24 protein-coding genes are annotated in these 26,120 nt (G+C 66.5%); 13 read left to right on the top strand and 11 right to left on the bottom strand.

Features of this window, described 5'->3' with window-relative positions; all coding sequences use genetic code 11:
• Positions 1–18 precede the first annotated feature (18 nt).
• Entirely contained in the window at positions 19–1,452 is a 1,434-nt protein-coding gene (locus ACN5KJ_RS03905) for a hypothetical protein (RefSeq protein ID WP_418592137.1), read from the top strand.
• Between the two features lie 230 nt (positions 1,453–1,682).
• Here ACN5KJ_RS03905 and ACN5KJ_RS03900 read toward each other — a convergent pair whose 3' ends face one another.
• Complete coding sequence (locus ACN5KJ_RS03900; RefSeq protein ID WP_418592136.1) at positions 1,683–2,435, bottom strand: hypothetical protein; 753 nt, start codon at positions 2,433–2,435, stop codon at positions 1,683–1,685.
• Between the two features lie 308 nt (positions 2,436–2,743).
• Positions 2,744–3,379, bottom strand: a complete 636-nt coding sequence (locus tag ACN5KJ_RS03895) for a lytic transglycosylase domain-containing protein (protein WP_418592135.1) — start codon at positions 3,377–3,379, stop codon at positions 2,744–2,746.
• Between the two features lie 138 nt (positions 3,380–3,517).
• On the opposite strand from ACN5KJ_RS03895, the gene ssb reads away from it, so the two are divergent.
• Positions 3,518–4,045, top strand: coding sequence for a single-stranded DNA-binding protein (gene ssb / locus ACN5KJ_RS03890; RefSeq protein WP_206565895.1), 528 nt, complete (start codon positions 3,518–3,520; stop codon positions 4,043–4,045).
• Positions 4,046–4,171: 126 nt separating this feature from the next.
• Here the strand turns inward: ssb and ACN5KJ_RS03885 are convergent, their stop codons facing one another.
• From ACN5KJ_RS03885 to ACN5KJ_RS03875, 3 genes are read right to left on the bottom strand one after another with little or no spacing between them, the layout of a single operon-like run.
• Positions 4,172–4,663, bottom strand: coding sequence for an asparaginase domain-containing protein (locus tag ACN5KJ_RS03885; protein ID WP_418592134.1), 492 nt, complete (start codon positions 4,661–4,663; stop codon positions 4,172–4,174).
• Between the two features lie 15 nt (positions 4,664–4,678).
• A complete protein-coding gene (gene aroB / locus ACN5KJ_RS03880; protein ID WP_418592133.1) occupies positions 4,679–5,791 on the bottom strand; it encodes a 3-dehydroquinate synthase in 1,113 nt (370 codons plus the stop codon).
• Positions 5,788–6,360, bottom strand: coding sequence for a shikimate kinase (locus tag ACN5KJ_RS03875; RefSeq protein WP_418592132.1), 573 nt, complete (start codon positions 6,358–6,360; stop codon positions 5,788–5,790). Before ACN5KJ_RS03875 ends, aroB begins: the two co-directional genes overlap by 4 nt.
• Before the next feature lie 97 nt (positions 6,361–6,457).
• Between ACN5KJ_RS03875 and ACN5KJ_RS03870 the strand changes: the two genes are divergently transcribed.
• The 4 genes from ACN5KJ_RS03870 to ACN5KJ_RS03855 all read left to right on the top strand — a co-directional run bounded on the left by ACN5KJ_RS03870 (position 6,458) and on the right by ACN5KJ_RS03855 (position 10,631).
• A complete protein-coding gene (locus tag ACN5KJ_RS03870; protein WP_023850535.1) occupies positions 6,458–6,607 on the top strand; it encodes a hypothetical protein in 150 nt (49 codons plus the stop codon).
• Positions 6,597–8,057 carry a hypothetical protein gene (locus ACN5KJ_RS03865; RefSeq protein WP_347167578.1) on the top strand — a complete coding sequence of 487 codons (1,461 nt, stop codon included), beginning with the start codon at positions 6,597–6,599 and terminating at the stop codon, positions 8,055–8,057. The genes ACN5KJ_RS03870 and ACN5KJ_RS03865 overlap by 11 nt, the downstream gene beginning before the upstream one ends.
• Positions 8,054–8,983, top strand: a complete 930-nt coding sequence (locus tag ACN5KJ_RS03860; RefSeq protein WP_418592131.1) for a site-specific tyrosine recombinase XerD — start codon at positions 8,054–8,056, stop codon at positions 8,981–8,983. Before ACN5KJ_RS03865 ends, ACN5KJ_RS03860 begins: the two co-directional genes overlap by 4 nt.
• 319 nt (positions 8,984–9,302) lie before the next feature.
• Positions 9,303–10,631, top strand: a complete 1,329-nt coding sequence (locus ACN5KJ_RS03855) for an HlyC/CorC family transporter (protein ID WP_347167576.1) — start codon at positions 9,303–9,305, stop codon at positions 10,629–10,631.
• A gap of 48 nt (positions 10,632–10,679) precedes the next feature.
• Here the strand turns inward: ACN5KJ_RS03855 and ACN5KJ_RS03850 are convergent, their stop codons facing one another.
• The 3 genes from ACN5KJ_RS03850 to ACN5KJ_RS03840 all read right to left on the bottom strand — a co-directional run bounded on the left by ACN5KJ_RS03850 (position 10,680) and on the right by ACN5KJ_RS03840 (position 13,520).
• A complete protein-coding gene (locus ACN5KJ_RS03850) occupies positions 10,680–11,789 on the bottom strand; it encodes a histidine kinase dimerization/phosphoacceptor domain -containing protein (protein ID WP_418592130.1) in 1,110 nt (369 codons plus the stop codon).
• Between the two features lie 151 nt (positions 11,790–11,940).
• Complete coding sequence (locus ACN5KJ_RS03845) at positions 11,941–12,183, bottom strand: hypothetical protein (protein ID WP_418592129.1); 243 nt, start codon at positions 12,181–12,183, stop codon at positions 11,941–11,943.
• A gap of 77 nt (positions 12,184–12,260) precedes the next feature.
• Positions 12,261–13,520 carry a DUF2254 domain-containing protein gene (locus ACN5KJ_RS03840; RefSeq protein WP_418592128.1) on the bottom strand — a complete coding sequence of 420 codons (1,260 nt, stop codon included), beginning with the start codon at positions 13,518–13,520 and terminating at the stop codon, positions 12,261–12,263.
• Positions 13,521–14,266: 746 nt separating this feature from the next.
• On the opposite strand from ACN5KJ_RS03840, the gene ACN5KJ_RS03835 reads away from it, so the two are divergent.
• On the top strand, positions 14,267–14,875 hold the full coding sequence (locus ACN5KJ_RS03835; RefSeq protein WP_347167572.1) for a nucleotidyltransferase family protein: 609 nt from the start codon (positions 14,267–14,269) through the stop codon (positions 14,873–14,875).
• Between the two features lie 30 nt (positions 14,876–14,905).
• Here ACN5KJ_RS03835 and ACN5KJ_RS03830 read toward each other — a convergent pair whose 3' ends face one another.
• The 3 genes from ACN5KJ_RS03830 to ACN5KJ_RS03820 form a co-directional block, all read right to left on the bottom strand.
• The gene (locus ACN5KJ_RS03830) at positions 14,906–15,304 is read right to left on the bottom strand and encodes a response regulator (RefSeq protein WP_418592127.1); all 399 of its coding nucleotides are present in this window, start codon (positions 15,302–15,304) and stop codon (positions 14,906–14,908) included.
• A gap of 189 nt (positions 15,305–15,493) precedes the next feature.
• Complete coding sequence (locus ACN5KJ_RS03825) at positions 15,494–17,581, bottom strand: Ig-like domain-containing protein (protein ID WP_418592126.1); 2,088 nt, start codon at positions 17,579–17,581, stop codon at positions 15,494–15,496.
• 741 nt (positions 17,582–18,322) lie between these two features.
• Positions 18,323–19,039 (bottom strand): GntR family transcriptional regulator, encoded by a 717-nt coding sequence (locus ACN5KJ_RS03820; protein ID WP_347167569.1) that lies wholly within the window; start codon positions 19,037–19,039, stop codon positions 18,323–18,325.
• A gap of 149 nt (positions 19,040–19,188) precedes the next feature.
• Between ACN5KJ_RS03820 and ACN5KJ_RS03815 the strand changes: the two genes are divergently transcribed.
• The 6 genes from ACN5KJ_RS03815 to ACN5KJ_RS03790 all read left to right on the top strand — a co-directional run bounded on the left by ACN5KJ_RS03815 (position 19,189) and on the right by ACN5KJ_RS03790 (position 26,117).
• Positions 19,189–20,220 carry a TRAP transporter substrate-binding protein gene (locus ACN5KJ_RS03815; RefSeq protein WP_418592125.1) on the top strand — a complete coding sequence of 344 codons (1,032 nt, stop codon included), beginning with the start codon at positions 19,189–19,191 and terminating at the stop codon, positions 20,218–20,220.
• A gap of 118 nt (positions 20,221–20,338) precedes the next feature.
• Positions 20,339–22,414, top strand: a complete 2,076-nt coding sequence (locus tag ACN5KJ_RS03810; RefSeq protein ID WP_418592124.1) for a TRAP transporter large permease subunit — start codon at positions 20,339–20,341, stop codon at positions 22,412–22,414.
• Positions 22,415–22,472: 58 nt separating this feature from the next.
• Positions 22,473–22,595, top strand: a complete 123-nt coding sequence (locus tag ACN5KJ_RS03805) for a dihydroxy-acid dehydratase (protein ID WP_347167567.1) — start codon at positions 22,473–22,475, stop codon at positions 22,593–22,595.
• An 87-nt stretch (positions 22,596–22,682) separates the two neighbouring features.
• Positions 22,683–24,422, top strand: coding sequence for an L-arabinonate dehydratase (araD, locus tag ACN5KJ_RS03800; protein ID WP_418592123.1), 1,740 nt, complete (start codon positions 22,683–22,685; stop codon positions 24,420–24,422).
• A gap of 45 nt (positions 24,423–24,467) precedes the next feature.
• Entirely contained in the window at positions 24,468–25,370 is a 903-nt protein-coding gene (locus tag ACN5KJ_RS03795; RefSeq protein ID WP_347167565.1) for a dihydrodipicolinate synthase family protein, read from the top strand.
• A 27-nt stretch (positions 25,371–25,397) separates the two neighbouring features.
• Positions 25,398–26,117, top strand: coding sequence for a ribonuclease activity regulator RraA (locus ACN5KJ_RS03790; RefSeq protein WP_418592122.1), 720 nt, complete (start codon positions 25,398–25,400; stop codon positions 26,115–26,117).
• Positions 26,118–26,120: the final 3 nt, after the last annotated feature.

Below are 26,120 nucleotides of genomic sequence, written 5' to 3'. Positions count from 1 at the left end.
TTGGAAGGAAACCGTTTCATGCCCCGCCTGTTCGCCTGCCTCTTTGCCCTGATCCTGCCCGGCCTCGTCTGTGCCGCAGAGATCGGGCCGGGCAAACCGGGGCTCTGCCAGCTGACCCTGACGGGCGAGATCCTGCCCGGCGATGCACGGGAGCTGTCGCAGGCCGGGATGGACCGCCCCGACGACTGGCCGGATTTCGAGGACGGCCGATGGAAGGTGCTCTGTCTCGACAGCCCCGGCGGCAGCCTTGCCGCCACGCTGGAACTGGCGCAGGTGCTTCTGGACAACCGCATCGGCACGGTCGTCGACGAGGGCGCCGAATGCCTGTCGTCCTGCGCGCTGGTCTTCATGTTCGGCACGGCGGCGCAGCACGAAAGCCTGCCGGTCACCAACCGCAGGATGCATCCGCGCGCGCGGCTGGGCTTTCATCAACCCGAGCTGACGCTGGACCGTGACCGGGAGTACAGCGCCGCAGAGGTCGAGGCCGCCTTCGACCTTGCGATACAGGCGACGCTGCGGCTGCTGGCGCTGGCCGCCCGGCCCCGCCCCGAGGTGCCGCGCCCCTTCGTGGACGGCGACCTGATGGAGGCGATGCTGCAATACAAGGGCGCCGAGTTCTACGAGATCGACACGGTCAACAAGGCCGGACGCTGGGACATCGCGCTTTACGGCTTTCCCGAGCGTGGCCCGACCGAAGAGGGCAAGTTCTACGCCTGCCAGAACATGACGACCTGGGATGCGCGGCTGGAACGGGACCAGATCCCCTATGAACCCGACGGATACAGCGCCACGATCACCACCGAAGAGGGTCAGGAGGGCTTTGCCGACGGGCGGCGCACGGCGATCAGTTTCGCAGGCATGATGCGCTATGACTGCGCGATCGGGCTGGTCGCACAGCCGGACGGTGCCACGGTTCCGGTGATCTGCGGGTTCCGGGAAAGCCAGTCGACCCGGGTCGGCCCCGAAGGCTGCCTGCGCGGAGAGGTCCCGCCCGACCGCTGGCGCCCGATCCCGCCGCTTGCCTTCTTCGCCGCCGATACGCCGCTGGCAGAGCTGGCCCCCGCACCGAAGCCGCAGGCCGCGCCGGACGCGGCGCCGACGCCTGCCCCGGTCGAAAGCGCGGGACCCAGCCCCTGCATCGCGGAAAGCCGGATCGCACGGGTCGTCGACGTGCAGAATTACACCTCGCTGCGCGAAGGCATCACCCACGAGTCAGAGCGCATCGACGAGTTGCCGCTGGGGTCGGTCTATACCGTCCCCGAGGCACCGGTGGTGGACTGGACCCACCCCGAGGCAGAGGCCTGCGCCGCACTGTGCCGCGCGGCGGACGCGGCAGAACCCTACGACGAGGACAAGCTGGCCGCCTGCATCGAGAGCGACTGGATGTGGTTCGAACTGACCGGCCCCTCTGGCCGCCGCGGCTTTGCCAGCGCGCGCTACCTGGACTACTAGGGCGCCCGCTCTCCCGGCCAAACTGACCCGAGGCATGGGTCATGAGACCTGCCTCGCGGAGGGAAAGCAGCGGTCGAAAACAGGCAGCGGAGCTTCAGTGCGAAACCGCAATCGCGTTTTCATCGGAAAGGCCTCCCTCTCAAAGGCCGAATGACAAGCGCGATGCCTGAAACTGTCGTTCAGGCATCGCGCGACGAACGACCGCAAAGAGCCCCTAACCTACTAGCACGCTACACCCTACGCTCGAAGAAATCCTTAGGATTGAGCCAATCACAATATGTGTCATCGCCAACCTCCTCGACTTCGAAAAACTTATGAGGGTCTGAAAGCGCATATGCATCTTTGGTCATTGCGACCAAAGCCTCGGCACCATCAAAAGCTGAGGTAACAAGAACACCTGATTCTGGGAGATGAATCGCCCAAACCCCATCTCCGGTTGCGCCCTCGGGCAGCTTGCTCACAGGAGCGTTTGGCCCCAAAGAATCTAAATCGAGTTCCGAAGAATACTGCCTGAACTCATCATACATAAGAATCTTTTCGCCATTGTACGGCTGAAGAAAGCCATTCAGAAGCGGATGTAAGATCGCCGGAAGGCAATCATCTTCCGGCAGGTAAATGTTGTTTGCATCGCAATAAGCTTCGATCTGCTTCTGCAGTGTAGTGTCGGCTCGCTTGGTAAACCCAAGACAACTCAAAAGCCACACGGCGCGATAGAAACTCATCTTTGGTACGCTTGGCGCCACAGAGTAATGAATACTATTCCATGTGACCGGCTCTCCAAAACGCTTAACTCTTTCATCGAAATCATCCGGCCTATCTTCATAGCGAAGCACCGCGTCATAAGAAACATTTAACAAAGAATCACGTATCTCGGATCGAACTCGGAAAAATGGATAGAGTGCGATGAATACATGATCATAGTGACCATTCCACCACTCAGTTATCGGCGTTCTTATGTCTGGGTGAGCGATTTCTCTTTGCATCAGGGAAAGCTACGCTTCGATTTTCGGTGGTGCAAGTAGACATGAAGGAACGGCAGTTTCGTCCCGCGCCGATACCCCTCGCGACCGCCGCAGCGAAAAGTCGTTTCGGGGCACTCGCTCGGTCAGCGGCAGCGTTTCTGAGAAAACGGGCAGACCTGTGTGGTTCTGTCCGCTGTCACGTCATCGAGCCCCCTGCCGGGCCACGCTTGCGGGATGCTCTGGAACCGCGCCTTGCCGGAGCGCTGGCAAACGCCGGGCGGCCCGGGAGCAAAGGCGCGCGGCACGGGCCAAGCCCGCCGCGCAGCCGGTCAGCTGCCCCAGATGACCTTCACGTAGTTCTTGGTCTCGCGGTAGGGCGGCACTCCGCCGTGCTTGATCACCGCACCCGGCCCGGCGTTATAGGCCGCCAACGCCAGCCGCCACGAGCCGAACTTCACGTATTGCGCCTTCAGGTAGCGCGCCCCGCCCTCGAGGTTCTGCTCGGGGTCGTGCGGATCGACGCCCAGCACTTTCGCGGTGCCCGGCATCAGCTGCGCCAGCCCGATCGCGCCCTTGTGGGACAGGGCCTTCGGGTTGAAACGCGATTCCTGCATGACCAGCCGCAGGAAAAGGTCCTCGGGGATGCCGTTGCGCCGCGCCGCGACGCGGGCCAGATCCGCATAGGGGCCATTGTAACGCCCGCGATAGCGCGGCACCGTCCCGTCCTCGGGCGTTACCGTGCCCCATTTCGTCGGCGTCACGACGGTCGGCGGCTTCAGCCTTACAGAGTTGTTGTATTGCTGCGCGGCCCGGCTATCCAGAACCCGTGTCTGGTTGCCGAACAGCATGGCCCGGTTCTTGGTCGAAAGCACATCCGCTGCCGCACCCGTGGTCAGCAGCGCGGCCCCTACGACCGCTCCGACTTTCAAAGCCGCCAGCCCCATGGCATCCCGTCCCGTAATCATTCAATCACTGTCCGGGCGCGACCTTACCCAGTTTTCGCCCATAGGACCAGCACCGATGCCCTGCCCCTTTCAGCCAGGGCCACGGCTGGTATACGGTCGGCGAAACGACGCCGAAAACAAGATTCGAAAGGGAACGACATGGCCGGATCGGTGAACAAGGTGATCCTCATCGGCAACCTCGGGCGCGACCCCGAGGTGCGCACCTTCCAGAACGGCGGCAAGGTCTGCAACCTGCGGATCGCCACCTCGGAAACATGGAAGGACCGCAACACCGGAGAGCGCAAGGAACGCACAGAGTGGCACTCTGTCGCGATCTTCCAGGAAGGGCTGGTGCGGGTCTGCGAACAGTATCTGCGCAAGGGCTCGAAGGTCTATATCGAGGGCCAGCTTCAGACCCGCAAATGGCAGGACCAGAGCGGTCAGGACCGCTATTCGACCGAGGTCGTGATCCAGGGCTTCGGCGGCTCGCTGCAGATGCTCGACGGTCGTGACGGCGGCGGCGGTGGCGGTGGCGGCGGTGGCAGCTACGGCGGTGGTGGCGGTGGCGGCTACGACGACCGCGGCGGTTACGATGACGGCGGCTACGGCGGCGGGTCCTCCTCGGGCGGCGGCTCTGGCCCCTCGCGCGCGCCTTCGCGCGATATCGACGACGAAATCCCGTTCTAGGGCTTTCGCCTTCAGAACGAACAAGACCCCGGCCCATCGGTCGGGGTCTTTGCGTTCAGGGGGCTGCCGCCTCCCTGGCCTTCGTCCTTCGCGCGCGCCGCACCCTGCCCGTGACAGCGCCGCAGCTCAGGCGTCGAAGCGCCCCTGCTCGACGTTCTTGTTCAGCACGTCGGCTGCGAAGACCCGCCCGTTCATCACGCCCCAGACGCCCGGCGCCAGCATCTGCGCCGCCACGACCGCGCCGCCCAGATTGAACTCGCCATCCGAGGCATAAAGCGAGAAGGGCCGCATCGCGCCGGTCAGCACCACGGTCTTGTCACCGACCAAGGGGGCGAGAAAGCGCGCGGTCTCGCCCATGGTGCCGGTGCCATGGGTGATGACGACGCAAGGCTCGGGCGCGTCCCCGACGGCCTTGGCAATGGAAGCGCGGTCGGCATCGTCGAAATACAGGCTGTCCTTCAGCATCAGCAGCTGCACCACCGGGAAATGACAGCGCGCGATGCGCAGCATCTCGGGCAGATGCGTGGCGCCGTCGGGCGAAAAGGACAGGCCCTCGGTGCGCGGGTCATGCACCTTGTCGATGGTCCCGCCGGTCACGAGGATGCGCAGGTCTTTCATAACTCCCCCAACGGCTTAGCGGCGATCCAGCTCTTCGCGCAGCAGCTCCAGAACGGTGCCGCGCGGCACGTCCGAGGTGACGAAGCTGTCGCCGATCCCCCGGGCGAGGATGAAGCGCAGCTGCCCGTCCACCACCTTCTTGTCCTGCCCCATGAGATCCAGCAGCGCCTCGGCCCCCGGCAGGTCTCCGGGGATATCCGAAAGGTCGCAGCGCATCCCCAGGTCGCGGATCAGCGCGCGCACGCGGCTTGGATCCTCTTGCGGACAGAGGCCCAGCCGCGCCGACAGGGCGAAGGCCAGCGCGCAGCCGATGGCCACGCCCTCGCCATGCAGCAGCCGGTCGGAATAGCCGGTCGCCGCCTCCAGCGCGTGACAGAAGGTATGGCCAAGGTTCAGCAGCGCGCGGTCGCCCTGTTCGGTTTCGTCGCGCAGGACGATCTCTGCCTTCATCTCGACAGAGCGGCGGACCGCATGGCTCCGGGCCGCCCGGTCCCCTGCCACAACGGATGAGCCATGCGCCTCAAGCCATTGAAAGAATTCGGAATCCCCGAGCATGCCGTATTTCACCACCTCGCCCATGCCGGCGCGGAAATCGCGCGGCGTCAGCGTGTCCAGCACGCCGATGTCGGCCAAAACGAGGCTGGGCTGGTGGAAGGCGCCGATCAGGTTCTTGCCCTGCGGCGCGTTGATCCCGGTCTTGCCGCCCACGGAACTGTCGACCTGCGCCAGCAGCGAGGTCGGCACCTGCACGAAGCGCACGCCCCGCCGCAGGACGGCGGCGGCAAAGCCCACGAGGTCACCGATGACGCCACCGCCAAGGGCGATCACCACGTCGCGGCGCTCGATCTTCTGCTCCAGCAGCCATTCCACCGTGCGGGTGAACTGCGGCCAGCCCTTGGTCGCCTCTCCGGCGGGCAGGGTCAGGGCGGTGCTCTCGATGCCCTGGGCCTTCAGGGCCTGTTGCAGGACCGGCAGCCAATGCGCCGCCACGGTCTCGTCGCTGACCACGGCCACGCGCGGGCGGCGCAAGAGCGGCGCAATCTGCGCGCCCGCATCCTCGATCAGACCCGCGCCGATGCGCACCTCGTATGCGCGCCCCGGCAGCGGGACGGGGACTACTTCGATCATTCGCGTCTCTCCAGCACGTCGGGCCGCTCTGCCAGCAGCGCCTCTGTCACCCGGCGCGCCATGGCGTCGAGCGTCATTCCCGGGTCCGAGCGCACGGTCAGATCCGCCTGCGCATAGATCGGCACCCGTTGTTCATAAAGCCGGGTCAGGGTGCCCAGCGGATCCGGCGTCTTCAGCAGCGGGCGCGTGTCCTTGTGCCGGACCCGGTCCCAGAGCACCGGCAGATCGGCGTTGAGCCAGACCGAGACCCCCAGTTCGGTGATCATCCGGCGGTTGCCTTCGGTCATGAACGCCCCGCCGCCGGTCGACAGCACCCCCGGCCTGCCTTCCAGCAGACGGCCGATCACCTGGCTTTCCTTGCGGCGAAAGAAGGCCTCGCCATCGCGTTCGAAGATCTCGGCGATGGTCATGTTGGCGGCTTCTTCGATCTCGTGATCCGAATCGCGGAAGACCACACCCAGCCGGGCGGCAAGGGTCCGGCCCACGGCAGTCTTGCCCGCGCCCATCATTCCCACGAAGACCACAGTCTTGTGCAGGATCAAACCCTTGTGAACCGCCCCTTCGGCCATCCCTTGCCCATCCGTTTCTTCGTTGCGTGAATGACGTGAACGGGACAAAAAGGCTAGGTACAAGTTCAAAAAATAACATGAGGCAAGGACCAATGGCATGGGCCGACTGATCAAATGGCTGTTTTATCTTCTGGTGCTGGGCGCGATTGCCCTGGTGGCCTATGCCTATGTCGGGCCGTTCTTCGGCGCCGACTTCAGCCCGCCGCAATCCGAGATCCGCGTCCCGGTGGAGCTGGATGAGAACTGAGACCCGTGCGATCCTGCTGGCCCTGCTGACGGCGGGGCCCGCTCTGGCGCAGGATGCGCCTGTGGCCGACAGCGCCACGCCCCCGTCGGTCGAGACCGCCCCGCTGGACGCGCCGAACCCCGGCGCCGCAGGGCTCTTGCCGCCCTCGGTGACGGGGCTGCCCGGCAGCCTGTGGCGGTCCTCGGACCCGGCGGTCCTGTCGACGCTGATCGCCGCGCTGGACCTTTCGGTGCCGGTGCTGCGGGAACAGATGCGCACGCTGATGCTGGCCGAGGCGGACCCGCCCGCGGGCGACGCCGACCTTGCGCATCTGACCGGGCGGCTGGGCTGGCTGGTGGACAGCGGCGCCGTCGAAGAGGCCCGCGCCCTGCTGGACCTGACCGGCGTGGACGATCCCCGGCTGTTCCGCCACTGGGCCGACCTGGGGCTGCTGCTGGGCCGGTCGGAACCGGTCTGCCAGACGCTGGAACGCAACCCGATGCTCAGCGACGACATGTCCCTGCGCATCTTCTGCACCGCCCGGGGCGGCGACTGGACCCGCGCCGCCCTGCTGTTGCGCACCGGCGAGACGCTTGGCGAATTGCGCGGGCGGCAGGTCGAGCTGCTGACCCGGTTCCTTGATCCCGAACTGGCAGAGGGCGAGCTCTTGCCGCCGGTGCGGCCCTCGCCGCTGGAATTCCGGCTGTTCGAGGCGCTGGGGGAGCCGCTGCCCACCGCCCCGCTGCCCCTGCCCTTCGCGGTGCTGGACCTGTCGGGCGACAACGGCTGGCGCGACCAGATCCAGGCGGCGGAACGGCTGGCGCGGGCGGGCAGCCTGCCGCCGAACCGCCTGCTGGGCATCTACTCGCTGCGCGAACCCGCCGCCTCGGGAGGCCTGTGGGACCGGGTCGAGGCCCTGCAGGCCTTCGAGCGGGCATTGGAGCGCGGGGCGCCGGATACCGTCGGCCTGACCCTGCGGCAAGTCTGGCCGCAGATGGCCAGCGCCGGGCTGCTGGTGCCCTTCTCGCAGCTCTTCGCCGCGCCGCTGGCGACGGTCGAGGGGCTCGACCCGGCGGCGGCACGGCTGGCGGCGCGGGCCGCCTTCCTCTCGCCCGCCTACGAAGAGCTTGCGTCGGGCCTGACCGGCAACAGCCCCGAGATCGCCTTCCTGAGCGCCATTGCCCGTGGCGATGCACCCGCCGCGCCTCTGCCGGACCTGCCCCATGCCGAGGCGATCGCCGAGGGCTTCGGCGAGGCCGCGCCGCCGCCGGTGCTGACAGAGCAACTGGCGCAGGGCCGCTTGGGCGAGGTGATCCTGCGCGCCATGGCGCTGTTTGCCAGCGGCGCGGCGGGCAACGGCGGCGACCTGACCGATGCGCTTGCCACCCTGCGCGCGGTGGGGCTGGAAGACACGGCCCGCCGCGCCGCGCTGGAACTGGTGCTGCTTGACGCGGAACGGGCGCGGCGATGAGCACCGCCCAGTGGATCCCCCGCTTTCTCGAAGCCATGGCAGCCGAGCGCGGCGCGGCGGGCAATACGCTGGCCGCCTACGAGCGCGACCTGACCCATGCCGCCGACTGGCTGGGCGATCAGGGCCGCGACTTTGCCACGGCGATGCAGGACGACGTCGAGGCCTACCTGGTGCATTGCGACCGCCAGGGGCTGTCGCGGGCCACGCGGGCGCGGCGGCTGTCGGCGATCAAGCAGCTGTACCGCTTCGCCTTCGAAGAGGGCCTGCGCGGGGACAACCCGGCGGTGCAGATCGCCGGGCCGGGCCGCGACAGGCGCCTGCCCAAGACCCTGTCGGTCGAGGAGGTGGACCGCCTGCTCGACGCGGGCGCGGCACATGGCCGGACAGCGGTCGACCGCAGCCGCAACGCCTGCCTGATGCAGCTGCTTTACGCCACCGGCATGCGGGTCACGGAACTGGTGTCGCTGCCGGTCTCCTCGGCCCGGGGCGATCCGCGCATGCTGCTGATCCGCGGCAAGGGCGGCAAGGAGCGCATGGTGCCGCTGTCGCCGCCGGCCCGCGCGGCGCTGGCCGACTGGCTGGTCCAGCGCGAGGCCGGCGAAGAGGCGAAGCAGGCGGCGGGCAAACCGCTGTCGCCCTTCCTGTTCCCCTCGCGCGGCAAGGCCGGGCACCTGACGCGCCATGCCTTCTACATGGCGATCAAGGACTTCGCGGTGGCGGCCGGGGTCAGCCCCGCCAAGGTCACGCCGCATACGCTGCGCCATGCCTTCGCCACCCATCTGCTGGCCAATGGCGCCGACCTGCGGGCGATCCAGACCCTGCTGGGCCATGCGGATGTGGCGACGACCGAGATCTACACCCATGTCCTGGAAGCGCGTTTGCGGGCGCTGGTGCTGGATCACCACCCCCTGGCCCGCGACGGCTGAGAGCGGTTTCGCCTCGCTGCGCGAGCCGCCCGCGCGCCGCTGCGCGGCGCGCGGGCGGCCCTGGCGAAGGCTGATCGGCGCTGGCGGAGCCGGGACATCATGGCCACCTCGCAGGGGGCTCTGCCCCCGGCCCTGCGGGCCTCCCCCGAGGGTATTTGGAAGACCAAAGAAGCAAGGGCCCGCGCCGGGCTGGCGGGCCGCGGTCCGGCGGGAAGTTTGACCCGCCGGGCTTGAACCGCCCCGGGCGGAGGCCCATAACCCTGCGAGGGGGCCGGACAGAGACCGGCCGCACCGCATCTATAGGGAAAAGACCTGATCCATGGAAACGGCTGGCAGCCTTCTCGATTCATCCTTCTGGTTCACCTCCGGGGCGATCCTGGCGCTGATCATGCTTTCGGCCTTCTTCTCGGGGTCCGAGACGGCGCTGACCGCCGCCTCGCGCGGGAAGCTGCGGGCGGCCTCTGACAAGGGGTCGGGCGGCGCCGAGAAGGCCCTGAAGATCACCGAGGACAACGAGCGGCTGATCGGGTCGGTCCTTCTGGGCAACAATATGGTGAACATCCTCGCCACCTCGCTGGCGACGGCCCTGTTCACCCGGCTTTTCGGCGAAAGCGGCGTGGCGCTGGCGACGCTGTTCATGACCTTCCTCGTGCTGATCTTCGCCGAGGTGCTGCCGAAGACCTATGCGATCACCAATCCCGAAACCGCCGCCGCGCGCGTGGCGGCGCCGATCGCCGTGGTGGTGCGGCTCTTCGCCCCCGTGGTTTCTGCGGTGCGGTTGCTGGTGCGCGGCGTGCTGCGCGTCTTCGGGGTGCGCGCCGATCCCGACAGCCACATCCTGGCCGTCCGCGAGGAAATCGCCGGGGCGCTGCAGCTTGGCCACTCGGAAGGTGTCGTCCAGAAGGAGGACCGCGACCGCATCCTTGGCGCGCTGGACCTTGGCGACCGGACGGTGGAAGAGGTCATGCTGCACCGCTCGAAGATCGAGATGATCGATGCCGACGCGCGCCCGCAGGAGATCCTGGGGCAATGCCTCGAAAGCAGCCACACCCGCCTGCCGGTCTACCAGGGCGACCCCGAGAACATCATCGGCGTGCTGCATTCCCGGGACCTGCTGCGCGCCATGTACCGCCTGGTGGACGAAGAGCGCCCGATGGCCGGTGTCATTCAGGACTTCAAGGTGACCGATGTCGCCATGAAGCCCTATTTCGTGCCCGACACGACCTCTCTGGACGAGCAGATGCGCCAGTTCCTGCGGCGCCGCACGCATTTCGCGCTGGTGGTGGACGAATACGGGTCGCTGAAGGGGCTGATCACGCTGGAGGACATCCTCGAAGAGATCGTGGGCGAGATCACCGACGAATTCGACCCGGATGCCGAGCACCCGATCCGCAAGGCCGAAGACGGCAACTACGTGATCGACGGCGCCATGACGATCCGCGACTTCAACCGGGCGACCGACTGGACGCTGCCGGACGACGAGGCCAATACCGTTGCCGGGCTGGTGATCTTCGAAAGCCAGATGATCCCGGCGGTCGGACAGGTCTTCAACTTCCACGGCTTCCGCTTCGAGGTGCTGACGCGCGAGAACAACCGCATCACCCGGCTGAAGATCCGCCCGCTGGACCCCGACGGCGGCTCTGCCTGAGCGCGGGTGCCGTGCCGGGGCGACGCGTCCCCGGCACGGCCCGTCACGTCAGGCCGCGACGCCCTCCCGCAGTGCGGGCGGCGGCACCACCAGATGCAGCCGGTAACCCGTGTCCGCCGCCGCAAGCGTCAGCTTTCCGCCGACCTGCTCTGCCGCGGCATGCATGAGCCGCTTGCCGATCCCGGCGCCCTCCTCTGCCTCCGCGACCCCCGCGCCCCTGCCATTGTCTTCGCAGAACAGCTCCAGCCCCTGCGGCCCCTCGTCCAGGCGGATCGTCAACCGGCCTGCCTGAACGCCCGCGAAGGCATGCTTGAAGGAATTGGCGGCGAATTCGCTGATCACCACCGCAAGCGCCGAGGCCACGTCGGGCGCGATCCGCACCGGCGCCAGATCCTCGGCCAGCGTGACCGCTTCGGGCGCCTGGCTGCGCAACAGCGCCACGACCCGGCCAAGATAGGTGTCGGCGGGGATCTCGGAGCGCAGCTCTGACTGGTAGAGCGCCGAGTGCAGTTCCGCCACCGCCGTCACCCGCCGGGCCACCGCGTCCAGCATCTCTTTGGTTTCCGCCTCGCGGGCGCGGGCGCGGTAGAGCCGCACCAGAGACGACACGGTCTGCAGAGAGTTCTTCACCCGGTGGTCGATCTCGTCGCGCAGGATCTCTTCGTTCCGCAGCGCCCGGCGCAGATCCAGCTGGCGCATGACCTGATCGGCCATGACCTGCAGGGTGCGGCGCTGAAGCTCTGTCAGGCGGCGCGGCCGGATATCCAGCACGCAGAGCGTGCCCAGCCGGTGCCCCGAGGCGGACTTCAGCACCGCCCCGGCGTAGAAGCGCATGTCCGACAGCTCTCCGCAGCACAGCGGGTTGCCCGCGGTCCGCGCATCGTCCAGCGTGTCGGGGATCTCGAACAGGCTGTCGGCCTGGATCGCATGGGCGCAGATCGACTGGCCCAGAGGGGTCTGCGGGCTGTCCATGCCGACGCGCGCCTTGAACCATTGCCGGTCCCCGTCGACGAGGCTGATCAGGGCGACCGGCGTGTCGAGAAGCTGCGCGACGAGGTTGACCACCTCATCGAACTCCGGCTCCGGCGCGCTGTCGAGGATCTCGTAGTCGTGCAGCGCGGTCAGACGCGCCGTTTCCGTTTCGGACAGGCCGGTCACACGGCACCCCTCAATCATCCCAAGGCGGGCACGGTAACCGCTTGGAACCGGAAATCAAGCGAGGCCGCGAGTGGCGGCCCGCACCGGCGCCCATCCGCCGCCGGGCTTGGCGGTCGGCCAGAGAGCCTGTCGCAAACCGCGCCGCCACTCCCTAGCCGTTGCAGGCGCAGCCCGGGCCGACACGGCAGGACTTGCTGGTCGAGATACAGGAATTGCCGCAGGCCTTGCCCTTGCGGCAGGTCTTGCAGCACCCCTGGGACAAGGCGGGACCGTTCATCAGGTTCTGCATCCGGAACTCGAAACTGGCCGGATCGACCGGCGGCTCTGGTGCCGTCACCCCCTCGGCCCGGGCCGCCCCCGCAAGCATGACCAGACATAAAACGATCCACCACATCCCGAATCCTCCCATGGTTCGGAACACGTTAACCTTTCGTTAACCATTTGTGTCGCAACGCGCCGTGAAAAGAGCGTTTACGGGCGCCCGGGCTCGGACGCGGCCCGCACCTTTTCAAGGTCCGGCGGGTAGCGGATGTCCAGCGCCGCCCGGTCCAGCGCCCTTCCCGCGCAGGCGCGGGCGGCCTCGGCCACGCGCGGATCGCGGGCGGCAAAGCACACCTGCCGCAGGGCCACCTGAAGGGTGCGGTGCACGTCCAGGTCCTCGCCCGCGCAGCGGGCAATGGGGTCGAAGCCCGCCTCGAACAGCGTTTCGGGGTCCAGCCTGCGGGCCCAGATGCGCGGGTACTGCGGTTCCTCCATGGCGCCGACCCCCGCCGACGACAGGACCCGGGCCATCCGGTTGAGGATATCGATGGCCGTGCCGGGGTCGTTGATCCCCGGCGACAGCGCCTTGACCGCGACCTCTGCCAGAACCCGGGCGCCGAATGCCGGGTCTTCCTCGAAAGAGCGCAGTTCGCTCAGGGGCAGACACTTGCGCAACCGCTGCTCGGCCTCCTCGGAGAGGGTCTCGGCACAGTCGACATAGACCAGCGGCTCTCCATGCAGCAGGTACTGCCCGACCTCCGTCACCACGTAGACGCGGAAATCGGCGGCCTCTGCGGCATCCTGAAGCGCCGCCTGAAAGATCTGCTGAAGATAACCGCAGCGGTCGGCGCGCAACGGCCATGCGCTTTGCGGGATCTGCGCCTGCGCATCGTCCAGCGCATGGGCGCCGTGACAGGGCAGATCGGCGGCGCGGGTGACGGCGCGCGCCACCTCTGTCTCGATCTGCGCGGCGGTGAAGGTCAGGCTGCCAAGCCCTTCCAGGTGGACGATCCAGCGGATCAGCGAGACGACCACCATCCCGACGACCAGCAGAGACATGAAGAACAGCACCACGATCTCGCGCTCGTCGAAGAGCCCGGCGTGGCGCATGATGATGCCGATCAGCGAGAACAGGTAGGCGCCGAGGAAGTTCGCCAGCACGCTTTGCGTGACCGTGTCCTCGCGCAGGATCAGGTGGCTGCGCGGCGTCCAGAGATTGGCCGCCGAGATCAGCGCGTTCAGCATGATGGTCAGCGAGAAGGTCGTGACCGTCAGCATCGAGGTCGCGAGGATGTTCAGGATCGTATCCACCGCCTCGGCGCCCACCCGCCCCTTGAGGTCGAAGGGGATCAGCGGCGCGATCAGTTTCGACAGCAGCACCGCCACCACCGCGAGGACGGCAAAGAGCGTGACGCGCACATAGATCCGGCGCGACAATTGGCGCAACCGCTTGAGAAGGCTGTTCAGCACATGGGGCCCCTTCGTTCGTGACACCCCCTGTCGCGGACAGGCGGTTCCTGCCCAACTCTGGCCCGGAAACTCCGGTGAGGGAACAGGAGACTGGACACGGCCCCCCGTCTGCCTCTGCGCGATCGGTGGCGGCTGTTGCAGCCAGTACCGCCGGGAAAAACCTGGCCGGTCGAACCTCTTGTCGGGCGAAGGGCCCGGGCTCTCCTCCGGTTCCACCGGGTCGGGCGGCGGGCGGCGGGCGGCGATCAAAACCCGAACGGCAGCAGGACCGCCACCGCGCGTTCCGACCATGCGATGCGGCTGCACCAGGGGCCCGTTACGTCACATGAAGACAACACCTCAACAATCTGAATTTATGAATAAAAATTCCATAGATGGCGGGCGATCCGGGGGTAAGTTCCAAGATCCGCGCCCTTGCGCCCGATGGCACCCGGACTCACCGTGGCGCTGTCAGCCAGACCGGGTTCGGCGGCACCGGACAGAGGGTCTGCATCTCTGGCGGGTATACCCACCCTGCGGGCGGCCTTGTCCTGCGGAGCCGCCAGCCGCCGAAAGCGATCCCCGAAGACCCCATCCCCGCCGCGCCGCGCTTCGGTCCCGCCGAGCCTGGCATGCCGCACTGACATCGCGCTTTGCGAATGTTGCACCGCAGCATGATGCGGCATTTTCTTGCGCAGACACAAAATATACTTGCCTTGTCACAAAGAGCGACCACACTTCGCGCAACTTTATGCTAGGGTGCGCGCATGCAGGACATAGCCATTCTTCTTCCCGCCGCTGGCGCAAGTTCGCGGATGCGCGGACGCGACAAGCTGACCGAACTGGTGGAGGGCACACCCCTTCTGCGCCGTCAGGCACAGCGCGCAATCGCAGCCGGAGCGCATGTCTGCGTCACCCTGCCCGATTACGACCACCCCCGAGCCAAGGTGCTGGCCGGGCTTCCCGTTCAGCTTGTGGCTGTACCGGACAGCGATCAGGGCATGTCCTCGTCTATCCGGCGCGGTATCGGCATGCTGCCGCGGGGCATCGTCGCCGCGATCATCCTGCCCGCCGATATGCCGGATCTGGACACCCAGGACATATCCCTGCTGATCACCGGCTTCCGCGCCACCCCTCAGCCGATGCTTCAGCAGGCGACATCCGAAGACGGCAGGCCGGGTCACCCGGTCCTGTTTCCGGCCGATTGCTTCATGGCCCTGCAACAGTTGACCGGAGATCAGGGCGCGCGGGACGTCCTGAAGACCAACGAACACCGGGTGCGACGGGTGGCGCTGCCCGGGGCCAAGGCGCTGACCGACCTCGACACGCCGGAGGCCTGGGAGGAATGGCAGGCGGCGCGTATCTGCGCACAATAATGCGTTAAATCAAAATCTTGCCGTAAAAACCTAATGCAATGCATGAGCGCGTACAGCCCGTTGAACCGCTGGCGCCACGAACTCACGCTTGGACCAGACCTCTCTGACATTGGCGGCCTGGGCCTTGGCGTACATGAAGGGTGACGGGAAGTCCGAAACGATAATGACCGGCACCCGGCGCAAATCCCGGTCTTCCGCCAGTTCCGACACGAAGTCCACGCCTCGCCCGTCCGGCAGGGAATTGTCGAGGAACAGGATAGACACGGTTCTTTCGCGCAGCCGCCTGCGCGCCTCGCCCAGGTTGTGGGCAACGATCATCGGCAGCCCGGGGCAGCTTTTCCCGACGACGCGGCGCATCATGCGGCGGTCGAACGCGATATCGTCGACGATCAGGCAGACAGCTTTCTCAACAGCTTTCTTATCGGACATGACCCACCTCACGGTATCCATTGCCACCATGCGCCAACTGTTTTGCGCTTCGATTAACGGGCCACCGCCGAGTCCCTAAAATTGAAACGGGGCGACCATCGCCGCCCCGTTTCCCTGTGTTCCGTTCCTGCGCGCGAAGGGTCGACCGCGTCGCCGGAACGGGCTGCATATTCCGTTCCGGCGCGCCGGTTACTTCGTCAGAAGCGCGGCCTCGTGCTTTTTCAGCGAGCGGCGGGCAGAGCCGTAGGCCTTCAGACCCTCGGCATGCTCCAACTCGGGGAAGAGTTCGAGGATCTCTTCGCGCTGCGCGTTTCCGATGCCCTTGAGGCTGTAGTCGCCGGGCTGGAAGCTTTCGGTCCAGGCGCCGTTCGACAGGATGACCTCGTGCTGGTCGAACATCACGTGGATGTAGGACACGCCGTTGGCCTCAACCTCGTCGACCCCGTCCAGACCGGTCAGGTGCTTGGCGGCCACAAGGACTTCGCGCTCTTCGAAATAGAGCGTCGTCTTGTCGTTGGCCACCAGCACGCGGTGGTTCGGAGAAACCAGCATGTCATGCTCGGGCAGGTTGTTCCCCAGCGCGCCCTGCTGGATCAGGATCGGCTTGAACTGCGGCTTGCGGGCCAGATCGAAGCCCGTCAGGTCCTTGCGGCCCACCCACTTGATTTCCTGGATGCCGTTGTCGCGGGTGATCACGCGGTCGCCGACCTCCAGATCCTCGACCAGACGCTCGCCGCGGGGCGTGGCGATCAGGGTGCCGGGGGTGAAGCAAGGCACGATTTCCTCGACCTCGATGGTGATCAGACCCTCGTCGGTCAGAGAGCCGTCGGTGACGGTATAGGGAATCGTCACGGTGCCGGTGAAGCCGGGCGGCGGCGTGTAGGTCACGGTGCCGTCGGGGTTCAGGGTCGCGGTGCCTTCAGAGGGCGTCCCGACCGAAGAGGTGGTCAGGTCGTCGCCGTTCGGATCGGTATCATTGGCAGCCGGATCCAGCGTGACGGCCGTGTCGGGGTCGGTGGTCAGCTCGTCATCGACGGCGACCGGCGGGTCGTTCGAGGGCGGCGGCGGCGGCGGTTCCGTGCCGACGGTCACGGTCACGGTGCCGGTATCGCCAAGGCCGGTCGGATCGACGACTTCATAGGTGAAGCTGTCGGTGCCGGTGAAGCCGGCGTTCGGCGTGTAGGTCACGGTGCCGTCCGCATTGATGGTGACAGTGCCGTTGGTTGCCGGGCCAACGCTGTCCAGGCTCAGCGGTTCGCCTTCCGGGTCCGTGTCGTTCGCGATCGGATCCAGCGAAACGGGCGTACCCTCGACGGTGGAGGCCGTATCGTCGACGGCGACCGGAGGCAGCTCGTCATCCGCCATGCCCACCACGATGCGCACCTCGGCGGTCGAGCTGAACTCGCCGTCGGTGATGGTATAGGTAAACACGTCGACCCCGGTGAAACCGGCGTTCGGCGTGTAGGTGAAAGAACCATCCGCATTCTGAACGGCACTGCCATTGGCCGGGTCGGTGTTGCCGGTGATGGTCAGCACATCGCCATTCGGATCGACGTCGTTGCCCAGCACATAAAGCGTCGCGGCGGTATCCATATCGATGGACACCGAGTCGTTGACGGCGATCGGCGGCTTGTTCACATCGTCAACGTCGACGGTGGAAAAGAGCACGTCGGACACAAGCAGGGCCTGCGCCGAGGCATCGCCATTGGCATAGGCGATCTCGATACGGGTCACAGGGCCCGGGATCGACACCAGCACAGAGCCGGTGTCCGCGTCGTAATCGCCCTCGATGGTGCCGATGGCCGTATCCCCGGCGACCGATACGGCACTGGCCGGTGTCAGGGTCACGGGCACTTCGTTGCCCTTCGCGTCATAGGCCGTGACCGTGACGATATCCTGGAACCCGGTGCCGCCAGCGGACCGGTCCCCATCGGCACCGGCGTCGACGTCGTTCAGCCGGAAGGTCAGATCCTGCACGCTGTCGGTATAAAGACCGGTGCTGGTCGACCGGAAGTCGAAGCTGACCGTCGAGGTGTCGCTTGCCCCCAGCGTATTGTCACCGAACAGCTTGAGGTGCGAGTTCGGGTTGATGCCCTCACCGGCGGCAACGTAACCGTCCGCGCTGAAGGTGAAGGCCTGCGTACCCGGAGCCAGTTCGTTGTATGTGATATCTACGGCAACGCCCCCGGTATCGACGGTGGCAGAAATGCCCCCGGTGTCCGTGACCTGCGTGCCAAAAGGCCCCAACGCGCCCCAATTCAAAGTCAAATCAGCCATCTTACGACCCTTTTACTCCTCAAAACGGGGTATGCCCGTTCCGCCAGGCGCGGCAACAATGCCCGCGCATAGCCCGTTTCGTCACGCGCCCGCCTTGGCTGATGAATTGCGAAGTGATCACGTTCCCCGGCCCACGTTTTTTCTTGCGTGGACGTAGATCGCCGTCGCGGCAACGGGCGTTACATCGCCCTCGCTTCACTTCGCATCCTTTCGCGATGCGAGCTGTTCAGCGGCCGCCCCCGTGGCCAGCAGTCTTCACCCCCCAGTCGGGCTTGTGCCTATTAATACGGCGAATGGATCAACTGGGAAGGGGGAAATTCCGAGAACCAGGTTGCCAAGCGCCGCTTTTCCACGCGAGCCGAACGAAAACCAGCCCGGCTTGCGGATCGATCCGGCTTCATTGTCCCGGGCGGAGAAACACTAGAAACCTGTAAACGCTTTGCCTTTCCCGGTTTCCGCCTGTGGCGCGGCCAGCATTGCCGAACACCCGGTCGCCACTGTCATGGTTGCCGCAACAATCCCCTGGGGCGGTCAATCGCCCTTCGGTCCGCCCCGATCCCGCCGCATATCCGGGCAATTTGTTCCGCGCGCGGCACCAATGAACACGCATGACGGGAATTGGCCTGGACGGCCGCCCGCAAAGGTAAACAAGTCGCGAATCATTCGATTCGATTTGCTGCGGATAGGGGCACGCCGAGCGCCGCATCGCCGCCCGTTCGCGGGCCATGGCGCGGCGCCGGATCAGGCCTCGCCGGTCTCCGTGAAGCAGGCCGGGAAAGCGTCGCGCAGGTGTTCGAGCCGGGTGATGGTTCCCGCCAGATGGCTGCGCATGGCTGCCGTGGCGGCGTCGCAATCCCCCGCGGCGATGGCCTCGACCACGGCCCGGTGCGCGGCGACGATGCTTTGCATCTTGCCGCCCTCGGGCAGCTCCAGCCGCTGGCAGCGCATCAGGTGGCCCATGTGCCGGGCAACCATGTGGTAGATCTTCTCGACCCCCGCCGCCTCGAAGAGCGTGCGGTGAAAGCTGCGGTCGAGTTCCGAGAACATGTCCATCTGTTCGATGTCGCCCACCAGGACCTCTTGCAGGGACAACAGGCTTCGCGCGCGGCGCAACAGGGCCGGGTCCGGGTCTTCGGCCAGGCGGCGGACCACCTCGGTTTCCGCCGCGACGCGCAGGAAATGCGCCTGCTCCAGCTCTGACTGGTCGATGCGCGTGACCACGGTGCCGGATTGCGGGCGGATGCGCACCAGCCCGTCCTGCTCCAGCGCCTGAAGCGCCTCGCGGATCGGGGTCAGGCTGACGCCGTATTCCGCCGCCAGGTCGGCCCGGCTCAGCACCCGGTCCGGCGCAAGGTCGAAGTGCAGGATGCGCGCGCGCAGATCCTCGTAGACGGCCTCGGGGGCCGAACGAGAGGCCCGGTCGGCCAGCAGGCCCTGAGAGGAATGGCGTTGGATCATGGCGTTCGACCGCTGAGAACACAGGCAAATGGTTAACGCAAGGAGAACAGGATTGATCGGATTATTCAACTAATATATTAGTTATCGCAGGGTCGCGTCTTGGAGGATGACGCCCCTGCCCATCGGGACATTTCAAGGGAGGAAACTTAATGACTTTCAAGATGATGGCAGCCGCGTCTGCCCTGGCTCTCGTGGCCGGAATCACCGGCTCGCAGGCGGATGCAGCGGACCGCGTGCTGAAGATCCAGACCTCTTCGAACGCCAGCCACGCCTCGCTCGCCTATCTGAACGAAGAGTGGGTGCCCAAGCTCGAGGCCATGACCAACGGCGCCATCACGGTCGAACTGCTGCCCATCGATGCCGTCGTGCCGCGCCGCGAAACCGCCGAGGCCATCGCCGTGGGCATCCTCGACGGCGACCTGACCTCGATCAACTATTTCGCCGGCATCGACCCGGCCTTCGCGCTGATGGGCGACCTGATCGCGGGCTATGACAGCGCCGACCAGATCCAGGCCTTCTGCGCGCAGGGCGGCGGCAAGGAGATCCTGCAAAAGCTGTACGACGAGCACTTCGAGGGCGTCCATGTCGTCGGCTGCGGCGCCTATGCGCGCGAGGCCTTCGTGTCCAAGGTGCCCGTGCGCGGTGTCGCCGACCTCGAAGGCCTCAAGATCCGCTCGCCCGAGGGCCTGGCTGCCGACGTCTTCAAGCGCGCGGGCGCGGCGCCCGTGTCGATGTCCGGCTCGGAAACCTACGGCGCGCTGGAAAAGGGCGTGATCGACGCCGCCGACAACTCGGCCTATGCCAACAACGACGCCAATGGCATGCACAAGGTCGCCAAATACCCGATCTTCCCGGGCATCCACTCGACCCCGATCCTGCAATTCACCCTGTCCGACGCGGCATGGGAAGAGATCGGCGAGGCCAACCAGATCGCGCTCGAAACATGGTATCTGGCCGCCTACAACGGGCTGCGCCAGCACTTCGACCGCCTCGACCGCCAGCTTGTCGCCCGCGACAAGGCCGCCGGAGAGATCGAGGTCATCGACTGGCCGCAGGAAGAGCGCGACGCGCTGCGCGCCATTGCCGAACAGGCATGGTCCGACTTCGCCTCGCAGTCCGACCTCGCGAAAGAGGTCTATGACGCGCATATCGCCTTCATGAAGGAAGCGGGCCTCCTCTAGGGCCACCTGACCGCCCCCGGGCCGACCCTGGCCCGGGGTACTTCGAACCCGGACGCGCCCCGCGCCGCCGGGCTGCCTTGGCGCACGACCGGGCGCACGAGCCATCAGGGGGACAGGCATGGCCACCGAGTATCAGAGCAAACTGGACGAGACCGAGATCGAGATCGGGGCGCAGAATCCCGATCACGACGAGGTGCAGATCGCCATGGGCGACTACACCCCCGTCGACCATTTCAGCCATATCACCGGCATCGCCATATCCGTCTTCTACATCGTCGCGGCCATCGCCACGCTGATCGAGGTCTTCTCGCGCTACGCGCTGAACGCGCCGACCTTCTGGGCCTTCGAGACGGTCATGGTCACCGTCGCCGCGGCCTGGATGCTGTCGGCGGGCTATGTCACGCTGAAGCAACGCCATATCGCGATCACCGTCATCCACGGCATCACCACCCCGCGCACCCGCTGGTGGCTGGATCTCTTTGCCATGGTTGTCGGGGTCATCGCGCTGTACATGCTGCTGACCGACGCGCCGATCCGCGCCTATATCAGTGTCGAGCGGGTCGAGAAATCCGGCTCTGCCTTCAACTCTCCGCTGCCGATGATGATGAAGTCGCTGATGGTCATCGGCGCCTTCATGTATCTCGCGCAGCTGATGGTGAACCTGCACCGGCATGTCACCAGCGGGCCTGCGAAACTGGTCGTGAAGCTGGTCGCGGCCTATTTCGTGCTCTACTTCGTCTCGGCCTTCCTGTCCGAGGTCTTCGGGTTCGCGCCCGCACAGGCCTTCTCGGGCTTCATCAGCGATATCGGCAAGGCCATGGATCCGTCGAAGGCGCTGAACATGCGCGAGATGGGGCTGGGCACCGTCTCGCTGATCATGGTGGTGCTGCTGATCGCGCTGATGATGACCGGCATGCCTCTGGGCATCGTCACGCTGATCGTCTCTGTCATCATGGCGGTGGCCTTCTTCGGGCCGCGCGGGCTGTTCCTTGTGTCCTCGAACGCCGTGGGCCTGCTGGAGCATTACAGCCTCGTGGCCGTGCCCTTCTTCGTGCTGATGGCCTCGATCCTCGAACGGGCGGGCATCGCCGAGGATCTTTTCGACGCGATGTCGGTCTTTGCGGGGAACCTGCGCGGCGGCGTGGCGATCCAGACGACGGTTGTCGCCGTCATCCTCGCCGCCATGTCCGGCGTCATGGGCGGCGAGATCGTCATGCTGGGCCTCGTCGCCCTGCCCCAGCTGTTCCGGCTGGGTTACGACCGCAAGCTGTCCATCGGACTGATCTGCGCCGCGGGCGCCCTGGCCACGCTGATCCCGCCCTCGATCATCATGATCGTCTACGGCTTGAGCGCCGAGGTCGGCATCGGCGATCTGTTCATGGCGGGCGCCATTCCCGGCATCATGCTGGCGGTCTTCTACGCGGGCTACGTGGTGATCCGGGTGAACCTGAACCCCAAGCTGGCCCCCACCGCCGCAGAGGTGGCGCAGATGACCGGGCGGGACAGCAAGCTGACCAAGGACCGGCTGATCGCCGTGGTGCTCTGCATCATCCTGATCGGTGCGGTCATGGGCTCGATCTACGGCGGGGTCGCCTCCGTGACCGAAGCCGCCGCCGTGGGCTGCGTCGGCGCGCTCTTCGTCGCCGCCGTGCGCAACCAGTTCAAGTGGGAGGTGCTGTCGGCGGCGATGCTGGGCACCATGACCACCGTGGGCACGATCATCTGGCTGGTGCTGGGCGCGGTCAGCTTCGTCGGCATCTTCAACCTTGTGGGCGGCGGCGACTTCATGCGCTCGCTCTTCCTGGACCTGGGCCTTTCGGCCATGGGGACGGTGCTGGTGATGATGCTGATCCTGATGATCCTCGGCACCTTCATGGAGTGGATCGCCATCGTCCTGATCACCGTGCCGGTCTTTGCGCCGGTGGTCATGACGCTGGCCCCGGAACTGGGATTGACCGAGGATCAAGCCAAGATCTGGTTCGGCATCCTCTTCGTCATGAACATCCAGATCTACTTCCTGTCTCCGCCCTTCGGCCCGGCCTGCTTCTGGCTGAAGTCGGTGGCGCCCAAGGATGTGACCCTGCAGGAGATCTTCATCTCTGTCCTGCCCTTCATCGCGCTTCAGATCATCGGTCTGGTGCTGGTGATGATCTTCCCGCAGATCGCGCTTTTCCTGCCCGAACTGCTGAACTGACACGGACCGCCGCCGCGTCCCGCGCGGCGGCCACCCCCACCCGACCAAGGAGACCGACATGATCGGACGCGACTCTAGACAAGACATCGACGGATACGGCGTCTGGCCCTGGCTGCTGGGTTTCGCCATGGTTGCCGTCATCATCTGGGTGATGTTTACCTTCGCCTCGCCAATCTCGTGACCACGACCCGGCGGCGCGCGGCCCGTACGGGCCCCGGCGCGCCCCGGTTCAGGCTTTCCACAAGACCGACCCACAGGACCCGCCGCCATGACAGACAGCCGCAAACGCCCCGAAGACCTCCGCTCGGCCCGCTGGTTCGCGCCGGACGACCTGCGCTCCATGGGCCACCGGTCCCGCGCCATGCAGATGGGCCTCGACGGCGCCGACTGGGAAGGCAAGCCGGTGATCGCCGTGATCAATACCTGGTCCGACCTGTCGCCCTGCCACCACCACCTGCGCGACCGCGCCGAGTTCGTGAAGAAGGGCGTTTACCAGGCCGGGGGCATGCCGGTCGAGATGCCGGTGCATTCCTTCAGTGAGCAGTTCCTGAAACCGACCTCGATGCTCTACCGCAACATGGGTGCGCTCGAGGTCGAAGAGACGCTGCGCAGCCATCCCATCGACGGGGTCGTGCTGCTGGGCGGCTGCGACAAGTCCACGCCCGCGCTGGTCATGGGCGCGGTCAGCATGGGGCTGCCCTTCATCTTCCTGCCCGCGGGCGCAATGCTGCGCGGCAATTACGCGGGTGAAAAGCTGGGCTCCGGCACCGACGTCTGGAAATACTGGGACGAACGCCGCGCCGGCACCATCGGCAAGGAGCAGTGGGACGGCGTGCAGGGCGGCATCGCGCGCAGCTACGGCACCTGCATGACCATGGGCACCGCCTCGACCATGATGTCGATCGCCGAGGGCTGGGGCCTGACCCTGCCCGGCGCCTCGTCGATCCCGGCGCCCGACGCAGGCCACAAGCGCATGTCGGCGGCCTGCGGGCGGCGCATCGTCGACATGGTCTGGGAGGATCTGACCCCCGACAGGATCATGACGTGGGAGTCCACCCGCAACGCCGTCACCGTTGCCATGGCCACGGGCTGTTCGACCAACGCCATCATCCACCTGATCGCCATGGCGCGGCGCGCGGGTATTCCCCTGACGCTGGAACACCTCGACGAGATCGGCCACAGGACGCCGGTGCTGGCGAACCTGCGGCCCTCGGGCAAGGACTACCTGATGGAGGATTTCTTCTACGCCGGTGGCCTGCCCGCGCTGATGAAGGAACTGGGCGACAAGCTGGATCTTTCGGTGACCACCGTGACCGGGCGCAGCCTTGGCGAGGACATCGAGGGCGCGCAGAACTACAACGACGACGTGATCCGGCCGCTGTCGAACCCGGTCTACCACGAAGGGTCGCTGGCGGTTCTGAAGGGCAACCTTGCCCCCGACGGCGCGGTGATCAAGCCCGCCGCCATGGACGCCAGGTTCCAGAAGCACGCGGGCCCCGCCATCGTCGCCGACAGCTATGCGCAGTTGAAAGAGATCATCAACGACGAGGATTACCCCATGACGCCCGACAGCGTGATGGTGCTGCGCAACGCCGGGCCGCAGGGCGGGCCGGGGATGCCGGAATGGGGCATGATCCCGATGCCCAAGGCGCTGCTGAAACAGGGCTACCGCGACATGCTGCGCCTGTCGGATGCGCGCATGTCCGGCACCTCTTACGGGGCCTGCATCCTGCATGTCGCGCCCGAGGCCTTCGTCGGCGGTCCGCTGGCGCTGATCCAGACCGGCGACATCATCGAGATCGACGTGCCCAACCGCGTGCTGAATGTCCGCCTGACCGAGGCAGAGCTTGCCGCGCGCCGCGAAACATGGACCCCGCCGGACCCGCGCTTCGAACGGGGCTACGGCTACATGTACTCGAAGCATGTCGAGCAGGCGGACAAGGGCTGCGACTTCGACTTCCTGCGGACCGAATTCGGCGCCCCGGTGCCGGAGCCGGAAATCAACTGATGTCGCTTGACCCGACCGCCTCACGGGAAACCTTCGGAGACTTCCATGACACATGACCTCTCGCGCGCCCTGACCGGCGTATCGGGCATCCTTGCCACCCCCTTCGACGAGGCCGGAGAGATCGCGCCCGACCTGCAACGCGCCATCGTCGACCGCGCCGTGGACGCGGGCGTGCATGTGCTGACTGCGAACGGCAACACCGGAGAGTTCTATTCCCTGACGCTGGACGAGGCCATGGCCATGGTCCACGCCTCGGGCGCGCATATCGACGACCGCGTGCCCATGGTGGCGGGCGTGGGCCGGGGCGTCCGGGACGCGCAGGCGCTGGCAGAGGCCTCGGGCCTCGCCGGAGCCTCGGCGCTGATGATCCACCAGCCGCCCGACCCCTTCGTGGCGCCGCGCGGGCTGGTGCATTACGTCGAGGCGGTGCGCGAGGCGGGCGACGGGCTGCCGCTGATCCTGTATCTGCGCAATGACGCCATCGGCACCGATGCGATCCGCGCGCTCTGCGCGGTCGAGGGCGTTGTCGGCGTCAAATGGGCCACGCCCAACCCGATGAAGCTGAAGGCCGCCATGGCCGCCTGCCCCGATCACATCACATGGACCGGCGGGCTGGCCGAGGTCTGGGCCCCCGCCTTCTACGCCGTGGGGGCGCGCGGCTTCACCTCGGGCCTGATCAACGTCTGGCCGGAACGCTCGGTCGCCATCAACACCGCGCTGGAGGGCGGCGACTACGAAGAGGCCCGCGCCCTGATCGCCGAGATGCAGGTCTTCGAGGATATCCGCGCCGAGGATCAGGGCGGCGCCAACGTGCCCGGCGTCAAGGCCGCGCTGCAGCTGATGGGCGAGGACTGCGGCGCCGCCCGACCGCCCGCCGCATGGCCGCTGAGCGACAGCCAGATGCGCCGCCTGACCGCCTTCATGACGGGCGCCGGACTGCTATCCTGACCGCCCCCGACCCCGGAGAACGATCCCATGACCGACGTCAAACCCGAGACCATCGAGAAACTGCGCGACGTCTCTGTCGCCACCCTCGCCACCGCGCTCTTCAAGCGCGGATTGCGGCGTCAGGTGATCCAGGACGTGCGCCCGGTGCAGCCCAAGGGCCGCAATATGGTCGGCCCCGCCTTCACCCTGCGCTACATCCCGGCCCGCGAGGACCGCAACCAGCTGTCGGAATTCCGCCGACCCGACCACCCGCAGCGCCATGCCATCGAAACCTGCCCCAGGGGCCACGTGCTGGTGATGGACAGCCGCCGCGATGCCTCGATGGCCAGCGCGGGGGATATCCTGATCACCCGCCTGATGATGCGCGGCGCCGAGGGCATCGTCACCGACGGCGGCTTTCGCGACGCCATGTGCATCGGCGCGCTGGAGATGCCCGCCTATCACAACCGGCCCTCGTCTCCGACGAACCTGACCAACAACGAGGCCATCGCCATCAACGAGCCCATCGGCTGCGGCGACGCCCCGGTCTTTCCGGGCGACATCCTCGTGGGTGACGACGACAGCGTGATCGTCATTCCCGCGCATATGGCCGAGGAGATCGCCGACGAGGCCGTCGAAATGACCGCCTACGAGGATTTCGCCATCGAGCAGGTGCGGAATGGCGAGACCATCATCGGCCTCTATCCCGCCACGAAGGAACAGAACCTCGACCGCTTCAAGGCATGGCGGCAGAAGAACGGGCGCTAGGCC

It is taken from the genome of Ponticoccus sp. (in: a-proteobacteria) (genome assembly GCF_048381735.1).
The sequence above is the reverse complement of the archived record's forward strand: the minus strand, read 5'-3'. Positions and strand labels throughout refer to the sequence as shown.

Coding starts and splice junctions, on each gene's coding strand:
- ACN5KJ_RS03905 (WP_418592137.1), top strand. CDS start 19: ATGCCCCGCCTGTTCGCCTGCCTCTTTGCCCTGATCCTGCCCGGCCTC.
- ACN5KJ_RS03900 (WP_418592136.1), bottom strand. CDS start 2,435: ATGCAAAGAGAAATCGCTCACCCAGACATAAGAACGCCGATAACTGAG.
- ACN5KJ_RS03895 (WP_418592135.1), bottom strand. CDS start 3,379: ATGATTACGGGACGGGATGCCATGGGGCTGGCGGCTTTGAAAGTCGGA.
- ssb (WP_206565895.1), top strand. CDS start 3,518: ATGGCCGGATCGGTGAACAAGGTGATCCTCATCGGCAACCTCGGGCGC.
- ACN5KJ_RS03885 (WP_418592134.1), bottom strand. CDS start 4,663: ATGAAAGACCTGCGCATCCTCGTGACCGGCGGGACCATCGACAAGGTG.
- aroB (WP_418592133.1), bottom strand. CDS start 5,791: ATGATCGAAGTAGTCCCCGTCCCGCTGCCGGGGCGCGCATACGAGGTG.
- ACN5KJ_RS03875 (WP_418592132.1), bottom strand. CDS start 6,360: ATGGCCGAAGGGGCGGTTCACAAGGGTTTGATCCTGCACAAGACTGTG.
- ACN5KJ_RS03870 (WP_023850535.1), top strand. CDS start 6,458: ATGGGCCGACTGATCAAATGGCTGTTTTATCTTCTGGTGCTGGGCGCG.
- ACN5KJ_RS03865 (WP_347167578.1), top strand. CDS start 6,597: ATGAGAACTGAGACCCGTGCGATCCTGCTGGCCCTGCTGACGGCGGGG.
- ACN5KJ_RS03860 (WP_418592131.1), top strand. CDS start 8,054: ATGAGCACCGCCCAGTGGATCCCCCGCTTTCTCGAAGCCATGGCAGCC.
- ACN5KJ_RS03855 (WP_347167576.1), top strand. CDS start 9,303: ATGGAAACGGCTGGCAGCCTTCTCGATTCATCCTTCTGGTTCACCTCC.
- ACN5KJ_RS03845 (WP_418592129.1), bottom strand. CDS start 12,183: ATGTGGTGGATCGTTTTATGTCTGGTCATGCTTGCGGGGGCGGCCCGG.
- ACN5KJ_RS03835 (WP_347167572.1), top strand. CDS start 14,267: ATGCAGGACATAGCCATTCTTCTTCCCGCCGCTGGCGCAAGTTCGCGG.
- ACN5KJ_RS03830 (WP_418592127.1), bottom strand. CDS start 15,304: ATGTCCGATAAGAAAGCTGTTGAGAAAGCTGTCTGCCTGATCGTCGAC.
- ACN5KJ_RS03825 (WP_418592126.1), bottom strand. CDS start 17,581: ATGGCTGATTTGACTTTGAATTGGGGCGCGTTGGGGCCTTTTGGCACG.
- ACN5KJ_RS03820 (WP_347167569.1), bottom strand. CDS start 19,039: ATGATCCAACGCCATTCCTCTCAGGGCCTGCTGGCCGACCGGGCCTCT.
- ACN5KJ_RS03815 (WP_418592125.1), top strand. CDS start 19,189: ATGACTTTCAAGATGATGGCAGCCGCGTCTGCCCTGGCTCTCGTGGCC.
- ACN5KJ_RS03810 (WP_418592124.1), top strand. CDS start 20,339: ATGGCCACCGAGTATCAGAGCAAACTGGACGAGACCGAGATCGAGATC.
- ACN5KJ_RS03805 (WP_347167567.1), top strand. CDS start 22,473: ATGATCGGACGCGACTCTAGACAAGACATCGACGGATACGGCGTCTGG.
- araD (WP_418592123.1), top strand. CDS start 22,683: ATGACAGACAGCCGCAAACGCCCCGAAGACCTCCGCTCGGCCCGCTGG.
- ACN5KJ_RS03795 (WP_347167565.1), top strand. CDS start 24,468: ATGACACATGACCTCTCGCGCGCCCTGACCGGCGTATCGGGCATCCTT.
- ACN5KJ_RS03790 (WP_418592122.1), top strand. CDS start 25,398: ATGACCGACGTCAAACCCGAGACCATCGAGAAACTGCGCGACGTCTCT.